A 19194-nucleotide genomic window follows, 5' to 3' on the forward strand; every position below is an offset into this window, starting at 1 on the left:
CCATTGCGCCCTACCACTTGGCGCTTCACGGTGCTGCCAAGCTTGTGCCGGCCGCCGCTCACGCCGAGTCCGAGGGCGACGGTGGTCACGACGGCGGCAACGGCGGTGGCGGTAGCGACGGCGGTCACGACGGCAGCGAGCACGATAGCGGCGATAGCCACAGCAGCAGCGGAAGCTCTAGCAGCCATGATGGTGACCCCGAATCTGCTGACGACCAGGCCGAGGACAACACGGATGACTCCGGCACGACAGGCACTGGCGCAGGTTCCGATAACGAGACCGACGGATCCGATGACTCATCTGCCGTGGCACCGGTGACGGATAACTGAGTGCGTTGTCCCGTTAGATTGGCGCATTGGCCCGCTTGCGAAGGCTTGGCGGGCCTTCTTTTCGCCGCCACCGGCCTACCAGCCGACGATACGATTGTTGCCGAACATTTTAAGACCGCTGGCGGATCGACGCCTGGTGGACCAGCGACGACCAGCTGTTGGACGAGGCGAGGTGGCAATAGATCAGCGCCAGCGCGCCCGATTTCCTCAGGTCGAGGAAGGCTTCATTGCCAAGCTTATTCAGCGCCTGCTCGTCGATGACCTGGAAATCGGTGAGGTTGAGCACCTCGCCGCCTTCCAGCGTCACCTTGCTCTGGCGCGGCGCGAACAGGCCGTGCGCGCCGATCTTCTCGACCATCGCGCGGGTGGCGTTGAAGTCATTCTGGAACTGGCTGCAGAAGGCGAGCGCCTGCTTCGTCGCTTCGGTTGGCTCGGTGCCGTTGAAGAACGGCGCGAGCTTGCCGCCATCGTCGCGGAAGGGAGCGGCGAGCTCGTCGACGACGCGGTCGCTGGCGCGGTCGACGCAAAGCGTCAGCCGGCCAGAGGTGGCCGACTCGTCCGCCAGGATGAAGGGATAGCGCCGCACATAGGCCGGAATGTAATGCGGCTCCGTCCAGCGGCCGTCGGCATCCACGAACAGGTTCTCGTTCTGGCGCACGCCGGTGATGATGACCGGCGCCTTGGCCGGGCCGATGAAGACGATCGGATAGGAGCGCATGGCGCTGGGCATTTCCGTCGCCACCACGGGAATGGAATGCGCCGCGCGGGCAAAGCCGAAATCGGCGCGCGCGGTCAGCCCGAGCGAGCCGTGGCGGATCGCGTTGAGCGCCTCGGGTTTCATGTAGAACAGCGGCAGCGCATTGCCGGGGCCGGGCGCCGGCGCATTTTCGGCCTTCGCTTCAGCCATGTTCCGTTATCCTCCAAGGGCGATATAATACGCCGCCTGCACCGGGTTTAGGGCAGTGCAGGGGCTGGCGCAACGACTTCCCGGTACGCTATGAACAACATGGCGCGGACCCGCCGATATTGGCGGCACCCGGCAGTGATTGAAGGGGGACGGGAATGGCATCGGCTACGCAATTCGAGCAGGCGGTCGGGCAGACATTCCTCGTCGAGGCAGGCGGGCAGATGGTCGCGCTGGAGCTCGCTTCGGTAAAGCGCGTCGCCAACAGTCCGCGCGCCGGCGGCGGCTTCTCGGCGCTGTTCAAGGGGCCACGCGAAATGCTTTTGCAGCAGGCGACCTATCGCTTCGTCGGCAGCGAGATCACGCATGACATCTTCATCGTGCCGATCTCCGGCGACCAGACGAGCTACACCTACGAGGCGGTCTTCAACTGAGCTCGGCCGGCCGTGGTCGACTATGTCGCAATCTCCGAAGCGCTGGACAAAGCGACCTGCCGCGCGCTGTGCTCGGAAATTCGCGCAGCCACCGGCCAGGCTGCCGGCTTGCTCGGCCATTCCGACCAGAAGCCGCAATGGTCGCAGGTGCGCCGGACCAGGCGCGCCGAGGTTTCGACCGCCGCGCAGGGGCTGATAGAGCGACTTCTGGCAGAGCAAAAGGCACTCCTCGAGCGGCATTTCGCAATCGCCTTGGGCGCGTTTGAGAAACCGCAGTTCCTCCACTACCAAGAGGGCGATTTCTTCGTGCCGCACCAGGACGGCAACACGCCGCTCATTCACGACGAGTCGCGCTTCCGCAAGATTTCGGCGGTGATCTTTCTCAATGGCCAGTCCGAGGATCCTTCGCCGGAGGACTATTCCGGCGGTTCGCTGGTCCTGCACGGACCTTACAGCCGTCCGCAGCTGCGCGTCGCGATGCCGGCATTGCCGGGGTCGCTGGTCGCGTTTCGCTCGGAAACGACGCACGAGGTCACGCCGGTCACGCGCAACGAGCGCTTCACCATCGTCTCCTGGTATCGCGGCGCGTGATGCTTGCGGCCATCACGCGGCCGGACGCAGCATCAGGTCGTAAACGCCCTTGTCTTCGGCCACGGTGAAGCCCAGCCGCAGGTAAAGCCGCATGGCCGGATTGTGCTTCTCGACGTGGATCGAGACCGCCTTGCCGATGGCCGCTGCTTCGTCGATGAGGTCGCTGAGCAAGGCCGAGCCGAACCCCTTGCCGCGAAACGCCGGCAGGAAGGCGATGTCGATGATGCGGTGCTCGCCTGGCCAGCGCTCGATATAGAGTCGTCCGATGTCGCTGCCGGCATGCGTGACCACCAGCCAGTCGGCATCGGGGTAGTATTTCCGGTAATGCGCGTGCTGCGCCTGGAACTGCATGTCGAGGAACGCGGCCTTCTGCGCCTCGGTCCAGGACGTCACGGCCAGCTCTTCGAGGCGGGTCGAGGCATAGAGGTGCAACAGAAACGGCAGATCGGCTTCCGTTGACCCACGGAATGTGAGCCCGGCGCCCGCCGCGCGCATCCAGCCGGCCGCCTCGCGAAAATGGTTCATCGGCAAATCAGGGGCGTGGTGGGAAGACGCCCTGAAGCGCGATGCAGAAATAGCAGGTGAGATAGGGCTGCATGTTGTTATGCGGCTGGTCGCCGCCGACCGGTCGCACCGCCTGATCGTTGAGCGGGGTCAACGTGGCCGTCGCCGAGTAAGATTGCCCTGGAGACGTGCGCGCATAGGATCGTGTCGCACTTGGAGCCGCCAGATTGGCCGGATTGATATTCCCCATCAGCGTGTGCCCGTGCTGCGGCATCTCCGATATCAGCAATTGCACCGTCTCCGATCCGCCCTGCTCACCGAGATCGTGCAGCGACAGCCCCGGTCCTTGTCCTGGATGCATCGGCGCGCGGCCCTGCAAATCGGGCAAGCCAAAGTTGGACTTGCCATTGCCGCCATAGGTCGTGCCAAGCAATGAGAACAGCGCGGTGTTTTGCGATATTGGCAGCAGTTGACCGTCGCACCATGCCCAGCCTTTTGGCGCGAAGTTGAACGGAAAGATGCGGATTTCGGCGACGAACGGATCGGCCATGACGGTCCTCTCAGGTCTGCGACGGGTAGATGCCGAACAGCGAGATGATGAAATTGATACAAAGATACGGCTGGAAGTTGGTATGCGGCTGGCTGCCGCCGGTCTGCCCGGCGGTCTGCGGCGACATTGGCGTCGTCGCCGGCGCTTCACGGTAGATTTGCGAGGCGCCGACCTGCCCGGTCACATTGCCGGTGGGCGTACTTGCGGCTGCGTTGTTCAACGAGGCGACGAACGGGTGCGTGTGTGAGGGGATCTGCTGGGTTGTCAGCGTAACTTCCTCCACGCCGCCGGTCTCGGCAAGAATGAAACTGTCGCCCTGATGCAGCGGCAGCCGGCCCCTCAGGTCGGGCAATGCGAAGGTGCTCTCCCCGTCGCCGCCATAAGTGGTGCCGATCAGGTTGAACAGCGTTTCATACTCCGAGATCGGTAAGAGCTGTCCTTCGCAGAACATCCAGCCGGCAGGATTGAAATTGCCGGCAAACATTCTCACTTCGCCAACATAGGGCTGTGCCATAATTGCGTTTCCTCAGGTCGGCGACGGGAAAATGCCCTGCAGGGCGATGCAGAAGCTCAGTGTCAGGAACGGCTGCATGTTGATATGCGCCTGGCTGCCGCCGACCAAGGCCAGCGTACCGGGGTCCATCGTCGTCGTGGGGTTGGCTGGCGGCGTATAGACGTTGGCGACCGTTGCCAGCAGATTGCCCGCGGGAGCCGGCACGTCGGCATTGGCCGTGGTGGCCATCTCGGCATGGCTATGGACCGGCAGTTCCGAGATCGAAAGCGTGTGCGCCTGCTCGCCGCCCCGTTCGCCCAGCACATGACTGCCGCCGACATGGATGGGGACGCGTCCGCGATAGTCGGGCAGGGCGAAATTCACCCGGCCGTCGCCGCCGAACGTGGTGCCCAGCAACGAGAACAGCGGCTGGTTCTGGTTGATCGGCAGCAATTGCCCATTGCACAGCGCCCAGCCTTTTGGAGGGAACACAAACGACATGATTCTGATTTCGGAAAGAAACGGTTCCGCCATCGCGCCCCTCCTTGCTGTAAACATACATTAGCGCAATGCGACTACATTACGCAACGTCAATACGACTTGAGACGACAATTTTTTAACTTCACTTTTACTAAAGTTTCGCTCAGCGGCGAAAATGCCCCACCAAAGCACATGCAAGGCAAGACTTAGGGCGCCACTACCGGCGGAAGCGTCGGCAAACTGTTGACGAAGGTGATGGTCCCGCTGCCGCCTGTCGTATCGACCGTTTGCACGCCGGTGTTGTCGTCCTGGATGACGCCGAGCGCCGTGCTCTGGGCCGAACCATTCCGTGACAGGTTGAGTTGGGTGCTGGCGCTGAAATTACTCAACGAGACATCGACCGCATAGTTGGGTGAATGGGTCAGCGTGTTCTTGCTGCCCGCGCCGCCGGTGCCCGAACCGATGACGACATTGGTGGTGCTGGTGTCGGTGGCCGTGGCACCATTGTCGACCAGCAGTGCGGCAAACGGGAAGGAGCTCGTCGGCGACGTCACGCTGTTGCCGTAGATCGAGGCATTCATCGTGGCGCTGCCGTCGTTGTTCTGAAGATGGATGCCGTTGTTGCCGACTCCGGTGATGGCGTTGTTTTGGATAAGGGTCGTCAGCGTGCCGGTGCCCGCCGCACGGACGAAGATACCGTCGGAATTGGAGTTCACCTGGGCAGGGCCGATCTGGTTGCTGGCGATCGTGCCGGCCATGGTGCCGTTGTCCTGACCCTTGGCGACGAAGATGCCGACAGTATCGAAGGCATTGGCGCCACCGTCGGTCAGAACGTTGTGCGAGATATCGAAAGTGGTCGTCGCAGCGGAAGCAAGGCCGCCGGAGCCGCTGCGGATATCAACCGCCGTGCCACCGCCGGGGATGATCGCCTGGCCATTATGGAACGTGTTGCTGCGCACCACGGCATCCATGGTGGAATTGTTGTTGGCGAGGAACGCGACGAAATCGGCGCGGGTGCCGGCGAAGGTGCTGTTGTTCAGCGTGTAGTTGGCGGTCGCGCTGTTGAACACCTGGCCGATAACGTTGGTGTTGCCGCCCGTCGCGTTGATCAGGCCGAACTGGATATTGTCCATCGTCACCCGCGTCAGCGTGCCGCTGGTGTTGAAGAGGGCGACGTTGCCCCAATAACCGCCGGAGATGCTGGAATTGGTGATCGACGAGGTGCCGAGCAGATTGTCGAAGCGGATCGCGCTCTCTTCGCGCTCGCCGGTATTGGTGGAGCCGTTGACGCCGTTGATGGTCGTGCCGGTCATCGTGAAGTTGGTGACGTTGTTGCCGTAGACGGCGAAGTTCGTGAAGTCGTTCAGCTGCATGTTGGTGAACGATACGCCGGTGGTGTTTTTCAAGAAGATGCCGGTGCCCACACTTCCGCTCACGGTCTGACCGCCGGCGTCCGTGCCGGTCAGGATATCGGCGCCGGACTTGCCCGAAATCGTACCGCCCGAGCCGGCCGAGCCGGTGCCGGTTACGGTCAGCCCGCCGCTCGCGCCGGTGGTGTCGAGCACGATGCCGGCGGCGGTGCCTCCGCTCGACGAGATGCTCTGGAACTTCAGGCCGGAGGCGCTAATCGTCGTGTTCACGACATTGAGCGCGCTCGCCTGGCCCGAATTGATGGTGCTGCCCGAGGCGGTCGCACTGACGGTGCCGCCGCCGGTCGCGTTGAAGCCGATGGTGTTGCTGCTCGAGGTGTTGATGGTCAGCGCGCCGGTGAAGTTGAGCGTCGAGCCGGTGTTGGCATTGAGGAAGATGCCATCGCTCGAGCCGGTCGAGGAAACCGCGCCGCTGAGTGTGACCGTGCCGCCGGTGCGATTCTGGATATCGATCGTGCGGCCGTCGCTCGTCTTGGTGATCGAGCCGCCATAGGTTACGGTTGCCGTGCCGCCGGAGCCCAGGAAGGCGACGCCCGAGGCGCCGGTCAGCGCTCCGGTGCCAAGGTTCACCGTGCCGGTGACGTTGGTGAGCGCGACGTTGTTGGTGCCGCCGCCCGATGTGGTCGAGGTGAAATTGATGCCGGCCGCGATGCCGTTGAGGTTGACCGCTTGGCTGGCGCTCGCGCTGATCGAGCCGGTGGTGACATTGACCGTGCCGCCATTAGTCGCGGTGAAGGCCGTGTTGCCGCCGCCCGTCGTGATGGCGAGGTTGGCGAAGCTGACGGTCGAGGCCGTGCCGCCATTGTTGACCGAGACAGCGGTGCCGGCGGCGTTGTTGTAGTTGACCGCGCCGGTGAAGCTGACCGTGTTTACGCCCGTCGCGCCGGAGATGGCGATGCCGCTGCCGCCAATGCTCGACGTAACCGCGCCGGCAAAGCCGAAGCTGCCGCCGGTGCGATTGGTGACGCTGACAGCGGTGCCGGCGACATTGGTGATTGAGCTCGCGCTGTCGAAGCTGAACGCCGCATTGCCGCCGACGACCGACAGGCCGCTGGCGCCCGTCGTGTCGACGTTGGTGGCGGTGACCGTTCCGGAGGCTGCGCCAAATTTAATGCCGGTCCCGGTCGCGTTGGTGACGAGGGAGAGATTGGTCAGCGTCGTCGTGCCGGTAGCGCCGGTGCCGAAGTCGATGTTGGCGGCGGTGAAGTTCCTGATCGTCATGTTGCTGATCGTGGCGTTCGCCGTGCCGGAGCCGCTGATGCCGATTGCGGCATTGGCCCCAGCGCCGTCGTTACCATCGATGATGAAACCGTCGATGATGTTGCCGCTGCTGGCCAGCGTGATGATGCTGCTGCCATCGGCGCTCGTCAGCGTCGCCGCGCCGTTTGGCGTCTGGTCGACGATCGAGATGTTGTTGCTGGCCAGTTGGATCGTCGACGGCACGGTCAGCGCCAGGTTGATGTTGCCGTTGCCGAAGCCGCGCACCTGCTCATTGGTCGCGAGCGCCAGCGTGTCGTCGCCATTGCTGCCAGCCGCGGTGATGACGCCACCGTCGTTGACCAGCACGATGATGTCGGTTGAAACCGCCGCCGCTTCCGCCGTGGCCAGCGTCGCCAGATTGTTCTGGTCCTTGCCGCTGCCATCGCCTGTGGCGCTGGCGCCGACGAAGTAGATCCTGCCCACGCCGAAGCCGAGGCCCGGGCTGGCTGCGAAATTGACGTCCTGGAAATTGTAGCTGCCGGCCACCGGCGCGCTGGAGGCGTCTATGCCGATATTGGCATTGATGGTCGACAACTGATCGGTCGCCTGCTCGCCGTCGCCATAGGTGAAGTTTAGGTTGGTGGTCGAATTGAGGAAGACGCCGGTGTTGACACCGGCGATGCTCGAGCTCGCACCGTTCGGGTCGGTGTCGCCGAGACGCACGGTCTGGCCGCCGGTTGCGCCGCGCAGGTCGACGCCGATCGAGGTCCCGGCCGCGGCCGCATTGGTGACGTCGAAATCGTTGGCGGTAACGGCGGCATTGATCGTTGCGCCGTTGAGATCGAAGGCCACGGCGGCGCTGTTGTTCAAGCCAATATCGAGGTCGTTGAAGGACAGCGCCGCGCCCGACGTGCCGGACACATCGACACCACGCGACGTGATGCCCTGCAGGTTGACCGTGCCGAGCGCGATCGTGCCGCCGCCCGACGAGGCTATGTTGGCAAGCGAAACGCCGGTCGCGGCACCGTTGGCCGAGACGGTCGAGAAATTCAGCGACGTGGCGCCCACCGTCACGCCGTTGAGGTTCAGCGCGGTTCCCGAGGTCGTGGCGATGGTGTTGGCGCTACCGCCGGTGCCGACATTGACCGTGCCGCCGCCCGTGGCCGTGAAGCCGGCGCCGCTTGTGGCCGTGATCGCCAGCCCGCCATTGGTGAAGTTAACCGTGCCGTTGGTGTTGCCGGTCAGGCTGACGGCGTCGTTGGTGCCGGAGCTGATCTGCTTGCTGGCGCCGGAGAAGGTGACGGTGGCCGCCGTGCCGTTGTTTATGTTGGCAACGACGATCTGGCCGCCATTGATGGCGGAGCCGTCCGTCAAATTGCCCGAGAGCGTCACCGAACCGCCGGTCAGCTCCTGGATCGAGACCGCCGCTCCGCTGCCATTGGAGTCGATATTGCCGGCATAGGAAATCGTCGCATCGCCGCCGCTCTGGTCGGTGGCCGAGCCGACATTGAAAGCGGCGCCCGAGCCGGTGTTGGTCAGCGTGCCGGTGCCGAGGCTCAGCGTGCCGGCCAGGTTCTGCAAGTTGACGCCGTTGGCCGTTCCCGAGAAGCTGGCGTTGACCGAGGTGAAACCGCCACTGAGGGTGGCCGAGCTGATGTCGACGGCTGTTCCGTTTGAGGTGCTGATGCTGCGCGTGCCGGCGCCCGTCACATTGACCGTGGTGGCGGCCGGCGCGGCGCTGCTTGCCACGCGGAAGCCGGTGCCTGTGGATGTGGTAATACCCAGCGTGCCGTCGAACGTGACGGTGGTGGCGCTGGCGGCGTTCTCGATGTTCACGCCACGGCCGGCCGAGGCCGAATTGTTGATGGTGGTATTGCCGAAGATGTAGGTGCCGCTTGAATTGAGAACTTCGATGCCGGCGCCACCTGAGCCGGCGACGTTGACGGCGTCGAGATCGACATTGCCGCCGCTGGCGCCGCTGATCAGCACGCCCTGGGCGGCCGCATTGGTCGAGGTGACGCTGTTGAAATGGACGCCGCCAGCGCCGATCGCGCCCTGCAGCGACAGCGCCGTCTGGCCGGTCGCGTTGATCGTCGTCGAGCCCGCATTGGCGATCGTGAGCAGGTTCAGGCCCGAGAAATCGAGGCCGGTATCGGCCGAGGTGGTGATGTCGAGGCCGCCATTGAAATTGACGGCGCCGGCGGCGGTGCCGCCCGAGATCGACACGCCGTTGCCGCCGGTGATCGTCACCTGGTCGGTGAAGGTCACCGCGCCGCCGGTGCGGTTGGCGATGTTGATGCCGCCGCCTATCAGCGTGCCGGGCGTCGCGCTGTTCGGCAGGATGCCGCGCGAAACCTGGATGGTGCCGGAGCCGCCGTTGACGTCGAGCAGCGTGCCTAAAACGTCGATGTCGTTGTTGATGACCGAGAGATTGCCGGTCAATCCCGCGACCTTGATGGCCGTCTGGCCGGCCGCCACATTGCTGATCGCGACACCTTCGATGGTGATGCCGCCGGCGTTGCTGAAGCCCGGCGCGCTCTGGTCGATCAGGAAAGCGGAGCCGCTGGCGCCGCTGAAATCGAAGGCGGTGTGGCGAACGGCGTTGTCGCCGAGCAGATGCATGAAGTCGCCAGTGCCCGTGATCACCGCCTCGTCGCCGGTGATGTTGCCGCCGGTGGCTCCCAGGTTGCCATGGACATTCACCGGCTGGATGGTACCGATCGAAACGACGTTGCCATTGCCGAAGCCGGTAATCGTCTGACCCGAATCAAGGGTGAAGGCGCTGGCGCCGACATCGATCGGACCGACGAAGGCGAAGTTCTGGGCGCCGGTCAGCGCATCGGCGGCGGCGAGCGAAATGGTGCTGACGCCCATGCTGAGGTTGCCGGTCGCGCCGGCGTTGATGAAGCCGCCCGACTGCGAAACCAGCGTGACCGCGCCCGGCGCCGAGGCCAAATTGGCGCTGCCGGTGAAGAACACGTCGTCGAAATCGTAGTCGCCGAGCGTCGGGTCGAGGCCGACCGTGTTGACGGTGTAACCGTTCGTCGCCGCGGAGATCGAAGATTCCAGCCCGTCGGTCGAATCGCCGTCGCCGAAGGTGAAGGTGGCGTTAGCCGAGGTGGCGGTGGTCTGGCCGGACGAAAGGTCGACGCCGATGCCGACATTGGCGATCGAGGACCCCTGGAAGAAGGTGATGACCTTGTTGCCGGTCGTCGACGACAGGTCGATGCCGCGCGAGGTGAGGTCGCCGAGGCCGGTGATGGTGGCGGCGAGGCTGAAATTAGCCGCGCTGGACGAGCCGCTGAAGTCGATGCCGGTCTGGTTGGCGCCGATATTGTCGACGGTGGTGGCACCGAACAAGACGCTGGCATTGGTGCCGCTGAAATCAATGCCGGCCGTATTGGCGGCCGAACCCATCGTCACGCTGGTGGCGCCGGAGAACGTCACCTGGCCGGCATTGTTGGCAATCTCGATGCCGTTGCCGCCCGCGCTCGAGATTGTGACGGTGCCGAACCCGGCAGCGGCCCCGCTTGCCACGTTCGAAACCGAGAGGCCGTTGCCGGTCGCATTGGTGATGGATAGCAGCGCCAAGTCGTTGAAGGTCGCGTTGCCGGCAAGGGCGCCGATCACCGCGCCGCCGCCACCGGTGGCGGTCAGCGTCTTGCCGGCGGCGAAGCTGATCGCCCCGCCCGTCGGCGCGGTCGTCGAACCGATGTCGAGTAGATTGCCGGTGCCGGTCGAGGTGACGTTGCCGGTGAATGCGACTGAGCCGCCGGTGGTGCCGTCGACCTTGATCGCCGTGCCCGGCGCGCTCGCCGAGCTGGCGATGTTGGCTGAAACAGTGATCGCCGCGCTGCCGCCGGACACAACGACGCCGTTGCCGGTGCCGGAGTTGGTGATGGTGCCGCCGATCGAGATGGTGCCAGTGTTGTTGGTCAGATTGACGTCGTCCCCGGAAACGCCGGTGGTGACGAGGTTGGCGACGTTGACGGTGGCGGCGCTGCCCTGAACGACGAAACCCGGGCCATTGCCGACGACGGTTGCGATCGTGGTCGTGCCGTTGAAGGTATATGTGCCGCTGGCAACATTGGTAAGGCGGATGGCGTCGCCGTTGACGCGGCTGATATCGACGCCGCCAAAGGTGACATTGCCACCGCTGGTGTTCTCGATAACGATGCCGGTCGGCACAGTGCCGCCCGAGCCGTCGACGGTTACGCTGTCGAAGGTCACTCCGCTGGCGCCGATGGTGAGGCCGCTGGTGCCGCCGAGCTGAATGCCCTTTTCGATTAGGCCGCTGCCCGTCGCGATGGTGTTGGTGGCGGTGACGTTGAGCGTGCCGCCATTGATGGCGCTGAAGGCGAAACCGCCGTCGGTAGTGAGGTCGAGCCCGCCGTTGAAACTGATCGTGCCGCCGGCATTGCCGGTGAGATCGATGGCGTTGGCCGCGCCGGTGCTGGCTGTGATCTTGCCGCCAAAGGTGGCACTGCCGCCGGTCATGGCGTTGATCTTCACCGCGCTTGCCGCGCTCGTCTGGTCGATCGTGCCGTTATAGGTAACGGTGGAAGTTGCCGTGTCGATGTTGAAGGCCACACCGGACGTGCCGGCGATCGAGCTCGCACTGTCGAAGGTGAGTGAGCCGGTGGAACCGCCGGTGACGCTGACACCGGTGCCGGCGCCGGTGATATCGAAATTGTTGAAGGTGCCGGTGCCGCTGAAATTGCTGGCCAAGAGGCCGGTGCTGCTTACGCCGCCCATTGTGGTGTTGGTGACGTTGATCGCGCCCGATGCGCCGGTCAGATCGATGCCGGTGACGGCGCCGGTGATCGTCACGCCGGTGATGGTCGCCGCGCTGATGCCCGTGCCGTTGATCGCCGCGCCGGAACCGGCATTGCTGACGTCCAAATTCTGGACGAGGTTGCCGTTGTTGAGATCGATGGTGCTGCCGGCCGAATTGACGAGCGTCGCTGCGCCGTTGCCGAACGGATCAGCCTGCGTGGCTCCGGTGACGACATTGGTGCCGGTGACATTGGCCGGCGGCGCACCGAGATTGACCGTCGCACCATTGGCGAAAGAAACCAGCGACTGACCGGCGGCAAGGGTGAAGCCGTCTGCGTCGGTGTTGATGTTTCCAGCGCCGTTGTTGACGAGGACGAAAATCGTGTTCGCGTCGGTGGTCAGGTCGTCGGCCGCGGCCGCGTTGATAAGATCGCCGACGTCCGCGCCGCTGCCCGTCCCGGTGTCGGTCGCGCCGACGAAGATGATGTTGGCGCTGTCGAACAGCTGCGGCCCAGTGAGTGTCGTGTCGTTGAAGGCATAGGTGCCGTTGCCGGCCATAAGGCCACGCATGTCGAGCGAGGCGACCGTGCCGGTGATTGAGGCGCCGCCGGCGGCGCCGAAGGAGAAGGTGGTGTTGGCGCTGGTGCCGGCGGCACCATGCGTGCCCATCTGCACGCCGGTGCCGGCGGTAATGACGCCACTGCCAATGGTGACGGAGCCGCCGGTGGTGCCAGACAGGTCGATGCCGGTCGAGGTGCCGGCGCCCGCAATGTCGAGCGTCGTGGCTGTGAAGGTCGAACTGCTGCCGGACAAATCGAGACCGGTCTTGCCGGTCGGCAGGTTGGTGATGTCGATGTTGCGGAAGGCGATCGTGCCGTTGGTGCCGAAAATATCGATCGCGTTCTGGCCCGGCTGGTCGATCGCCACGTCGCCAAAAGTGACGGCACCGGAATTGGTATCGAGAATGGTGCCCGAGCCAGTAGGGGCGGTGACCGTGACCTTTCCGCCGAAGTCCACCGTTGCCGAACTGTTCTGGATGACAATGCCGTTCGGCACGCCGGAGATCGTCGTCGTGCCGGTGATATCGAAGCTGCCGGTGACGTTCGAGAGAGCGATCCCGGTGCCGCCGGCAGTATGGCTGAGGCTGGTCAGCGTGACGTCCAGCCCGATCTGCGAGGCACTGAACCCTTGGCCGGAATTGCCGGAAATCGTCCCGCCGATCGTCGTCAGTTTGCCGGCGCCCGTCGAGGCTGCATCGACGCCGCTGCCTGCATTGTTCTGCGAACTGAGCGTCTGGAAATTGTAGGTTCCATCGCCGTTGATCGACAAGCCATCGGCACCGTTGCCGCTCAGTGTCGTGGTGCCGTTGAAATTGTAGGTGCCGGCCCCCTGGAGGGACAGGCCCGCACCAGTATTGCCGGTCGAGGTCAGGTCGGTGGCAGTGGCGCTACCGGTGCCGTCGAACAGGGCGCCGGCAAGGCCGGCGCCGCTGACCGACATGCCGGTCAGCGTAACGCCGGTGACGCCGCTGCCATGGATGCCATTGGCGCTGCCGCCCGAAATGTTGAAATCGAGCAGCGAGCTGTTGTTGGCCAGCGTTACAACGTCGCCGGCGCCGGTGTTGGTGAGCGTCGCGGCGCCGTTGATATCCGAGACGACCTGGTCGTGCTGGATATTGTCGCCGGTGACGTTGATCGGCACGCCGCCGAGCGAGAAGCTGCGGCCATTGCCGAAGGAAGCGAGCGTCTGGCCGGCGCTCAGCGTGAAGCCGCCGGCGGCATCGATTGGCGTGTTGCTGGCGTCGTTGACCAGCACGAAGATGGCGGTGCCGTCGGTGTTGGCATCGGCCGTCGCGATCGAGGCCAGATCGAGAAGCGAGGAGCCGTCGCCTGTTCCTGTCGCGGCAGCGCCGACAAAGATCACATTCTGCGTGTCGAAAAGCTGCGGCCCGCTGAAGGTGGTCGAACCGAAGGCATAGGTGCCGAGCGTCTGATTGAGGCCGCGCGAGTCGAGTGAGGCGGTGATGCCGGCGATCGAGCCGCCCCCGAAGGTGAAGCTGGCATTGGCCGAATCGGCCGGCGTGCCGGCGATGCCGAGGCGCACGCCGGTGTCGACATTTGCGATGGTACCGCCATTGGTGATGGTGATGACCGCACCGCCGGCGCTGGGCGAGGTGAGGTCGATGCCGATGGAGCCGGCCGCGCCGGTACCGGTAAGATTGAGCGACTGCGCGGTGAAATTGGTCTGGCTTCCGGAGAAGTCCAGGCCGGTGCTGGCTCCGAGCCCGGAAATGACGATGTTGCCGGAGACCACGGCGGCGTTGACGCCGCTGAACGACATGCCATCAGCGCCGGGATTGGTGATGGCGATGTCACCAAAGCGGATCGATGCCGGCGAGTTGCTGATCGCGATCGCCGGGCCGGTGGTGTTCGAGATATTGGTCGCGCCATTGATGGTGAAGCTGCCCGACACCTGGTCGAGGATGACGCCCGACACGCCGCCGCTCTGGGTGATGGAATCGAGCACGACATGGGCGGTTATCGGGTCGATGAAGACGGCAGTGCCGCCATTGCCGGAGATCGTGCCGCCGGTGGTGGTGAAGCTGCCGCCGCTCGACGTGCCCTGCACCGTTATGCCGCGGTCGGTGTTGTTCTGGGCATTGACGGTGGCGAAGGTGTAGGTGCCCTGTCCGGTTATATCGAGGCCGTCATCGGCATTGCCGTTGAGCGTCGTCGTACCGGTGAAGTTGTAGGTGCCGTTGTCCTCGATATGCAGGCCATCGAGACCGTTGCCGGTCGCGGTGAAGTTGGAGGCGCTGACGCTCGTCGGATTGCCGGTGAAGTCGGCGCCGTTGCCGCCGGCGCCTGTGACGGTGACATCGGTCAGCTTGGTGCCGGCGGCATTGTTGCCGAAGATGCCGTCGGCGCCGCCGGTGATGGTGATGTTGCTCAGCGTGTTGTTGCTGGCCAAGCTGATGACGGGGTTGGCCGAGTTGGTGCCCTGGATAGTGCCGTTGCTGCCGCCGAAATTGTATGTGCCGACGCTGCCGTCGGCGAGCTTCGCCTCGACGCTGCCGCCACCGCCAATGACGGTCTGGCCGGCGGTGAGATTGACACCGCCGGTGGTAATGTTGCCGCTGCCGCCGAGTGCGACGATGAAGCCATTGCCGCCGGCCTTGGTGACGGCATCATCCAGCGTGGTCGGATCGCCGATGGTGCCGAGGCCGAGCGAATTGCCGCCGTCGGCGAAGAAGAAATTGCCGAAGGCGGCATTGGTGGTCGCGTTGACCGCCACGCGCGTCGTCGTGTCGGTGACCTTGTCCTGGTGCTCGAGCCTGACACCTATATCGCCGCGCACGCGCTCGTTGAGGCGCTTGCGCAGGCCCGGGCTGACGGTGGAGACAGGTTCGGGCTCGTCATCGGCGGAACTGCCCTTGCCGGGCGCGTTGAACGGCACCGTCAGCCGGACGCTGCCGGCGAATTGGGTGTTGTCGCGATTGTCGTTGCGCACCTCGCCGGTGAAGGTCAGCGACGTACCTTTGCCGATGACGTCGTCGAAGGTGTACTCGATCCCCGCCTTGACGCCGGTGGTCGCGTGGTCGTCGCCATCCGGATCGGCGAAATGATAGGCGCCGACATCGAAGCGCAGCGACTGGTTTTCCGGCAGGTCGATCGGCGCCTGGACGCCGACCTCGCCCTCGATGCCCCATGCGGCATAGGTGCGGTGGTCGATCGTCGATATCTCTTCGAGCAGCTGATTGCCGACGAGCGACAGCGTCGAATCGGTGCCATTCGAGCCGCGGTCTTTGCTGATCGGCAGGTAGACGTTGACATGCGCATCGTATTTCGAGGTGATCGCCTCGAGGCCGAGCGTGGTCGCGACGAACTGGTGGCTGTCGTCGTTCTGGACGTTGAGATAGGCGTAGCCGCCGACCATCAGATCAGGATTGACGATACGGCGCACGCCCAGGCCGATATCCTGGCCGAAGCCGTTGTCGAAATCATATTTGGACCGGACGTCGAGGAAGAGGACCGATTCGAGGTTCTGCTTGATCGGCAGGAAACCTTCGAGGGCGGAAAAACCGCTGTTCGAGTTGGCCCCGATGATGGCGCGGACCTGCGGCTGCCAGAGGCCGCCATCTTCGGCATGCGCGGCCAGGCTCGACAAGGCGAGGGCGACGGTCGTCAGCGCGGATGTGCGCAGCAAAATGCCGGAGCGGCGGGATTGAGCCAAAGCTCCGCCGCGCCGCGTTTGACGCTCGCCGTTCCTCCCCTGACGTTCAGTCAGCCCTGTGCGCGAGCGCATCTACCCGTCCCGGCTACCGCCGTGCTCTCCACTGGCGCGGCGGTAACTATTGTATTGCATGGTATTGCACGGCAATTAACGGTTGAGCTACGGTATTTGCACAGAAATTGGAGTCGTGTTGCAGTAGAGCAACACCGACTTTCCATCGAACGACTCCGACTCCACTATGCCGGCTAAGGCGCCCACAAATGCGACAATGGATGTATATTAGTGAGAGTTAATGTAATTGATGTACTTGGAAAGCAGGGATACGTGGCCCTTGGCCTCGGCATGCTTTTGCTGGCGACTGGCCTTGCCGTGGCCGAAGATGCCAAAACGGCCGAGACGAAGCCCTCGGATGCCAACCCGTGGGTGGTCAATTGCTCGTCGGGATCGACCGGCACCGAGCTACAATGCCAGGTCTCGCAGAATCTCACAGAGGCCAAGACTGGCCAGCGCGTGCTGACTGTCACGGTGCGCCGCCAGCAGGGCACGCAAGGCTTTGCCATGCTCTTGGCCCTGCCGCACGGGCTGTTTCTGCCTTCGGGGACCTCCTACCAGATCGACAGCGGCAAGAAGGCCACGGTCGCCATCCAGACAAGCGACCAGAACGGCGCCTATGCCGCGACGCCTCTGCCGCCGGATCTGCTCAAGGCGATGCGATCCGGCGCCACACTCAATATCGGCATGGAATCGGTAACCCGCAAACCAGTGACTATTCCGGTTTCGCTCAAGGGGTTCGGCGCGGCGGTCGACAAGCTGGAAGCGACCAAGTAGGGCGGCGGAAAATTGCCCGGCGGTCGCATTGTCCAAGCATCGAATGGCAAGTCTTCGTATAGAGGGCTTAATTACGATCCCCATGCCAACTGGGCTGTTGGCTAAGATCGTGGAAACCGATCCAACCCTTTGAGCAGAGCTACCAGGTGACTCTGCTGACGCGTTCCAGTCTTGGCAAATATCCGCTCAAGATAGGTGCGCCCTGTCTTCACAGTGATGTTGGAACCGGCTGCCGCCTCTTTGAGCGACATGCCTTGGGTGAGCGCCGCAGCGAGCTTAGCTTCGGCAGGTGACAGGTCGAAAAGCCCTGCAAGCAGGCTCGGAGAGGGGACGAGCGAACTTGCATTGGGAACTGTTGCCACGACCAGGATGTCTCCTCCCGAGAAAATCTCGTGTGCTGAAAGGCGCAGCGGCAACAAATGCAAGACGATCGGTGGGCGACCCTCGCTGGCTTGGACTGGGATTGAACTTACCAGGGGGTTAGTCGTCCCGCGCACATTGCCGATGGCCTGCTGGAACAGCCGGTTCGCCTCGGCATTTCCGATTGCGACGCCACCAAAGGCCGTAGGCAAAAACAATGACGGAAGATCGTCCAAAAGTCGATTTGTCATTTGCACTCGGCCACTGGCCGAGAGAACGGCCGCCGGCAGCCCCATCGCGGTCATGGCAGCAAGGGCACCTTGGGCTCTCTCGAGGCCAAGTCTTGCCGCGATGAGGCTTGCCCTTGCCATGGCGGGCCGAAGGCGGTCCAACTGTTCGAGGGCGCGTCGATCATATGACTCATCCCCGATTTTGCGTTGGAAAACAAATATCGACAACTCGCCTGTGGGCATCGCGATTGCGGTGCAGGTATGGGCGCCGATACCCAGAGACCGCAGGCGTATGCGCGCCGGGTCTTGATCAATTTCGTCCGCAGTCAGGAAGCTGTCGACGTCCACGAAGCTTGCAGGCTGCACTGCGCACATTCGCGAGACCGCCGTCGAAAATGCTAACGTGTCGCTAGCCAAGAACTCCTCTAGGAATTCTTCCAGCGGACCACTAGTCCGTCCTCGAACGGGCCGACCGTCGGCGAACAGGAACAGGGTGCCGGCCGCCGAGGCCGACACGGCATTGATCCCGTCTAAAACCTCTGACCAGTGATCGGGTACAAAGGCGGCTTCATAAATCTTCTCTATTAGCGCATCGAGCATGAGCGGCAACGGTTTTGGAGTCCTGGGAACGCCACGCCCTCTCGCGGCTCGAACGTGCGCGCAGAAGATGCCATGCTCAAAACGGACGTCAAGCTCGGGGTAACGGGGGCGACACACAATAGGAAAAACGCCTCGAGTACCGTCATCTGACGACTGTGTCCGGCCGCAAAAGCTGTCAGTTCGGTAGCAACGTTTCGAGGGGCGCCTATCAAAAGTTGATGCAAGCTGAGTTGCAGTATGCTTCAACTTGTTTTGGGTAGCATAGGCGTTGGAAGGCTTGCTTGCTGCAGGTTGCGACCTGCAAATCGGGGTGGCATCGCGCTCAATGAGGGGTTGAGAGCGGCGCTATAGGGGTGGGGTGGCATGGCTTTGTTTTCAAAGCAGAGTGCGCAATGCGCGTTGCACATTGCGGATGATAACCTTGGCGCCAGGCGGGCGGCAGAAGCCGGTGATTTCAGCCTAAGGATCGGCCGAACCGCAATCGTGGCAGGCCGTCTCGGTTTGCTGCTCGGCGCGACGGCTCTGGCTGGGTTTCCGGTCTATTGCGGCTCTGCCCATGCGCAGGTCGTGATCAACCACGACGGCGCGCCTGGCGACGATGGCGCCAGCGCTTTCGGCGATTCGGACGGCGATAACGGCGATCCGGGGGGAAATTCCACCTTCACCAACAATGCTCCAATCTCCACCGCGGGAACGGCTGCCTTCGTCGGCAGCGCCAAGGGCGGCAACGGCGGCGACGGCGGCACCGTCATCCACGCCACCGCGCTTCCGCCCTTTGTCGAGCTTGAGGGCGGCGACGGCGGAGATGGCGGGGCCGGCGGCGTCGTCGACATCACCAACACCGCGGTGCTGCAGACGTCGGGCGGATCCGCCGGCGGCATCATCGCCAACGCAAGCGGCGGCAACGGCGGCGATGGTGGCTGGGCCGCCTCTCTAGGCCTTTCGGACGGCGGCGTCGGCGGTCGCGGCGGCAATGGCGGCACGGCCACCGTCACCACCGCCGCCGGCAGCAACATCACCACCACCGGCGACCTCGCCAACGGGATGAGCGCCATCTCTGATGGCGGCAATGGCGGTGACGGAGGCTTTGGCGGGGCTATTGGCAGCGGCGATGGCGGCGACGGCGGTGCTGGCGGCTATGGCGGTCCTGCCTCGGTCGACAATGCTGGGACGGTCCTCACGCAAGGGGCGTTCTCGAAGGGCATTCTCGTGCGTTCCGCCGGCGGCGTCGGCGGAACGCACGAGAATGCCC

10 protein-coding genes and 2 pseudogenes are annotated in these 19194 nt (G+C 63.9%); 5 read left to right on the plus strand and 7 right to left on the minus strand.

The genetic code is table 11. From position 1 onward, the window contains the following. Nucleotides 1–329: pseudogene (locus E5X34_RS31515) on the plus strand (hypothetical protein); the annotation flags it as partial. Nucleotides 330–438: 109 nt separating this feature from the next. Here the strand turns inward: E5X34_RS31515 and E5X34_RS31520 are convergent. Next, nucleotides 439–1236 carry a SapC family protein gene (locus E5X34_RS31520; RefSeq protein ID WP_292572985.1) on the minus strand — a complete coding sequence of 266 codons (798 nt, stop codon included), beginning with the start codon at nucleotides 1234–1236 and terminating at the stop codon, nucleotides 439–441. Between the two features lie 155 nt (nucleotides 1237–1391). On the opposite strand from E5X34_RS31520, the gene E5X34_RS31525 reads away from it, so the two are divergent. Both E5X34_RS31525 and E5X34_RS31530 read left to right on the plus strand, forming a co-directional pair. After that, a complete protein-coding gene (locus tag E5X34_RS31525; RefSeq protein WP_127306811.1) occupies nucleotides 1392–1667 on the plus strand; it encodes a hypothetical protein in 276 nt (91 codons plus the stop codon). A 12-nt stretch (nucleotides 1668–1679) separates the two neighbouring features. Then, a complete protein-coding gene (locus tag E5X34_RS31530) occupies nucleotides 1680–2258 on the plus strand; it encodes a 2OG-Fe(II) oxygenase (RefSeq protein ID WP_292572989.1) in 579 nt (192 codons plus the stop codon). Between the two features lie 12 nt (nucleotides 2259–2270). On the opposite strand, the gene E5X34_RS31535 is transcribed toward E5X34_RS31530, so the two are convergent. The 5 genes from E5X34_RS31535 to E5X34_RS31555 all read right to left on the minus strand — a co-directional run bounded on the left by E5X34_RS31535 (nucleotide 2271) and on the right by E5X34_RS31555 (nucleotide 15996). Further along, nucleotides 2271–2783 (minus strand): GNAT family N-acetyltransferase, encoded by a 513-nt coding sequence (locus tag E5X34_RS31535; protein WP_292228902.1) that lies wholly within the window; start codon nucleotides 2781–2783, stop codon nucleotides 2271–2273. Between the two features lie 7 nt (nucleotides 2784–2790). Beyond that, nucleotides 2791–3312: a tail fiber protein gene (locus E5X34_RS31540; RefSeq protein WP_127306813.1), complete on the minus strand. Its 522-nt coding sequence runs from the start codon at nucleotides 3310–3312 to the stop codon at nucleotides 2791–2793. A gap of 10 nt (nucleotides 3313–3322) precedes the next feature. After that, the gene (locus tag E5X34_RS31545; protein ID WP_292572992.1) at nucleotides 3323–3796 is read right to left on the minus strand and encodes a tail fiber protein; all 474 of its coding nucleotides are present in this window, start codon (nucleotides 3794–3796) and stop codon (nucleotides 3323–3325) included. A 42-nt stretch (nucleotides 3797–3838) separates the two neighbouring features. Next, nucleotides 3839–4339 carry a tail fiber protein gene (locus tag E5X34_RS31550; protein WP_292572994.1) on the minus strand — a complete coding sequence of 167 codons (501 nt, stop codon included), beginning with the start codon at nucleotides 4337–4339 and terminating at the stop codon, nucleotides 3839–3841. A 152-nt stretch (nucleotides 4340–4491) separates the two neighbouring features. After that, nucleotides 4492–15996, minus strand: coding sequence for a hypothetical protein (locus tag E5X34_RS31555; protein ID WP_292572997.1), 11505 nt, complete (start codon nucleotides 15994–15996; stop codon nucleotides 4492–4494). Between the two features lie 252 nt (nucleotides 15997–16248). Here E5X34_RS31555 and E5X34_RS31560 point away from each other — a divergent pair, with 252 nt between their 5' ends. Then, nucleotides 16249–16752 carry an invasion associated locus B family protein gene (locus E5X34_RS31560; RefSeq protein WP_292573001.1) on the plus strand — a complete coding sequence of 168 codons (504 nt, stop codon included), beginning with the start codon at nucleotides 16249–16251 and terminating at the stop codon, nucleotides 16750–16752. Between the two features lie 101 nt (nucleotides 16753–16853). On the opposite strand, the gene E5X34_RS31565 is transcribed toward E5X34_RS31560, so the two are convergent. Then, entirely contained in the window at nucleotides 16854–17942 is a 1089-nt protein-coding gene (locus tag E5X34_RS31565; RefSeq protein ID WP_292573004.1) for a helix-turn-helix transcriptional regulator, read from the minus strand. Between the two features lie 483 nt (nucleotides 17943–18425). Between E5X34_RS31565 and E5X34_RS31570 the strand changes: the two are divergent. Then, nucleotides 18426–19194 (plus strand): annotated as a pseudogene (locus E5X34_RS31570) (autotransporter outer membrane beta-barrel domain-containing protein); the annotation flags it as partial.

This window comes from Mesorhizobium sp. (assembly GCF_004963255.1).
Classification (GTDB): domain Bacteria; phylum Pseudomonadota; class Alphaproteobacteria; order Rhizobiales; family Rhizobiaceae; genus Mesorhizobium.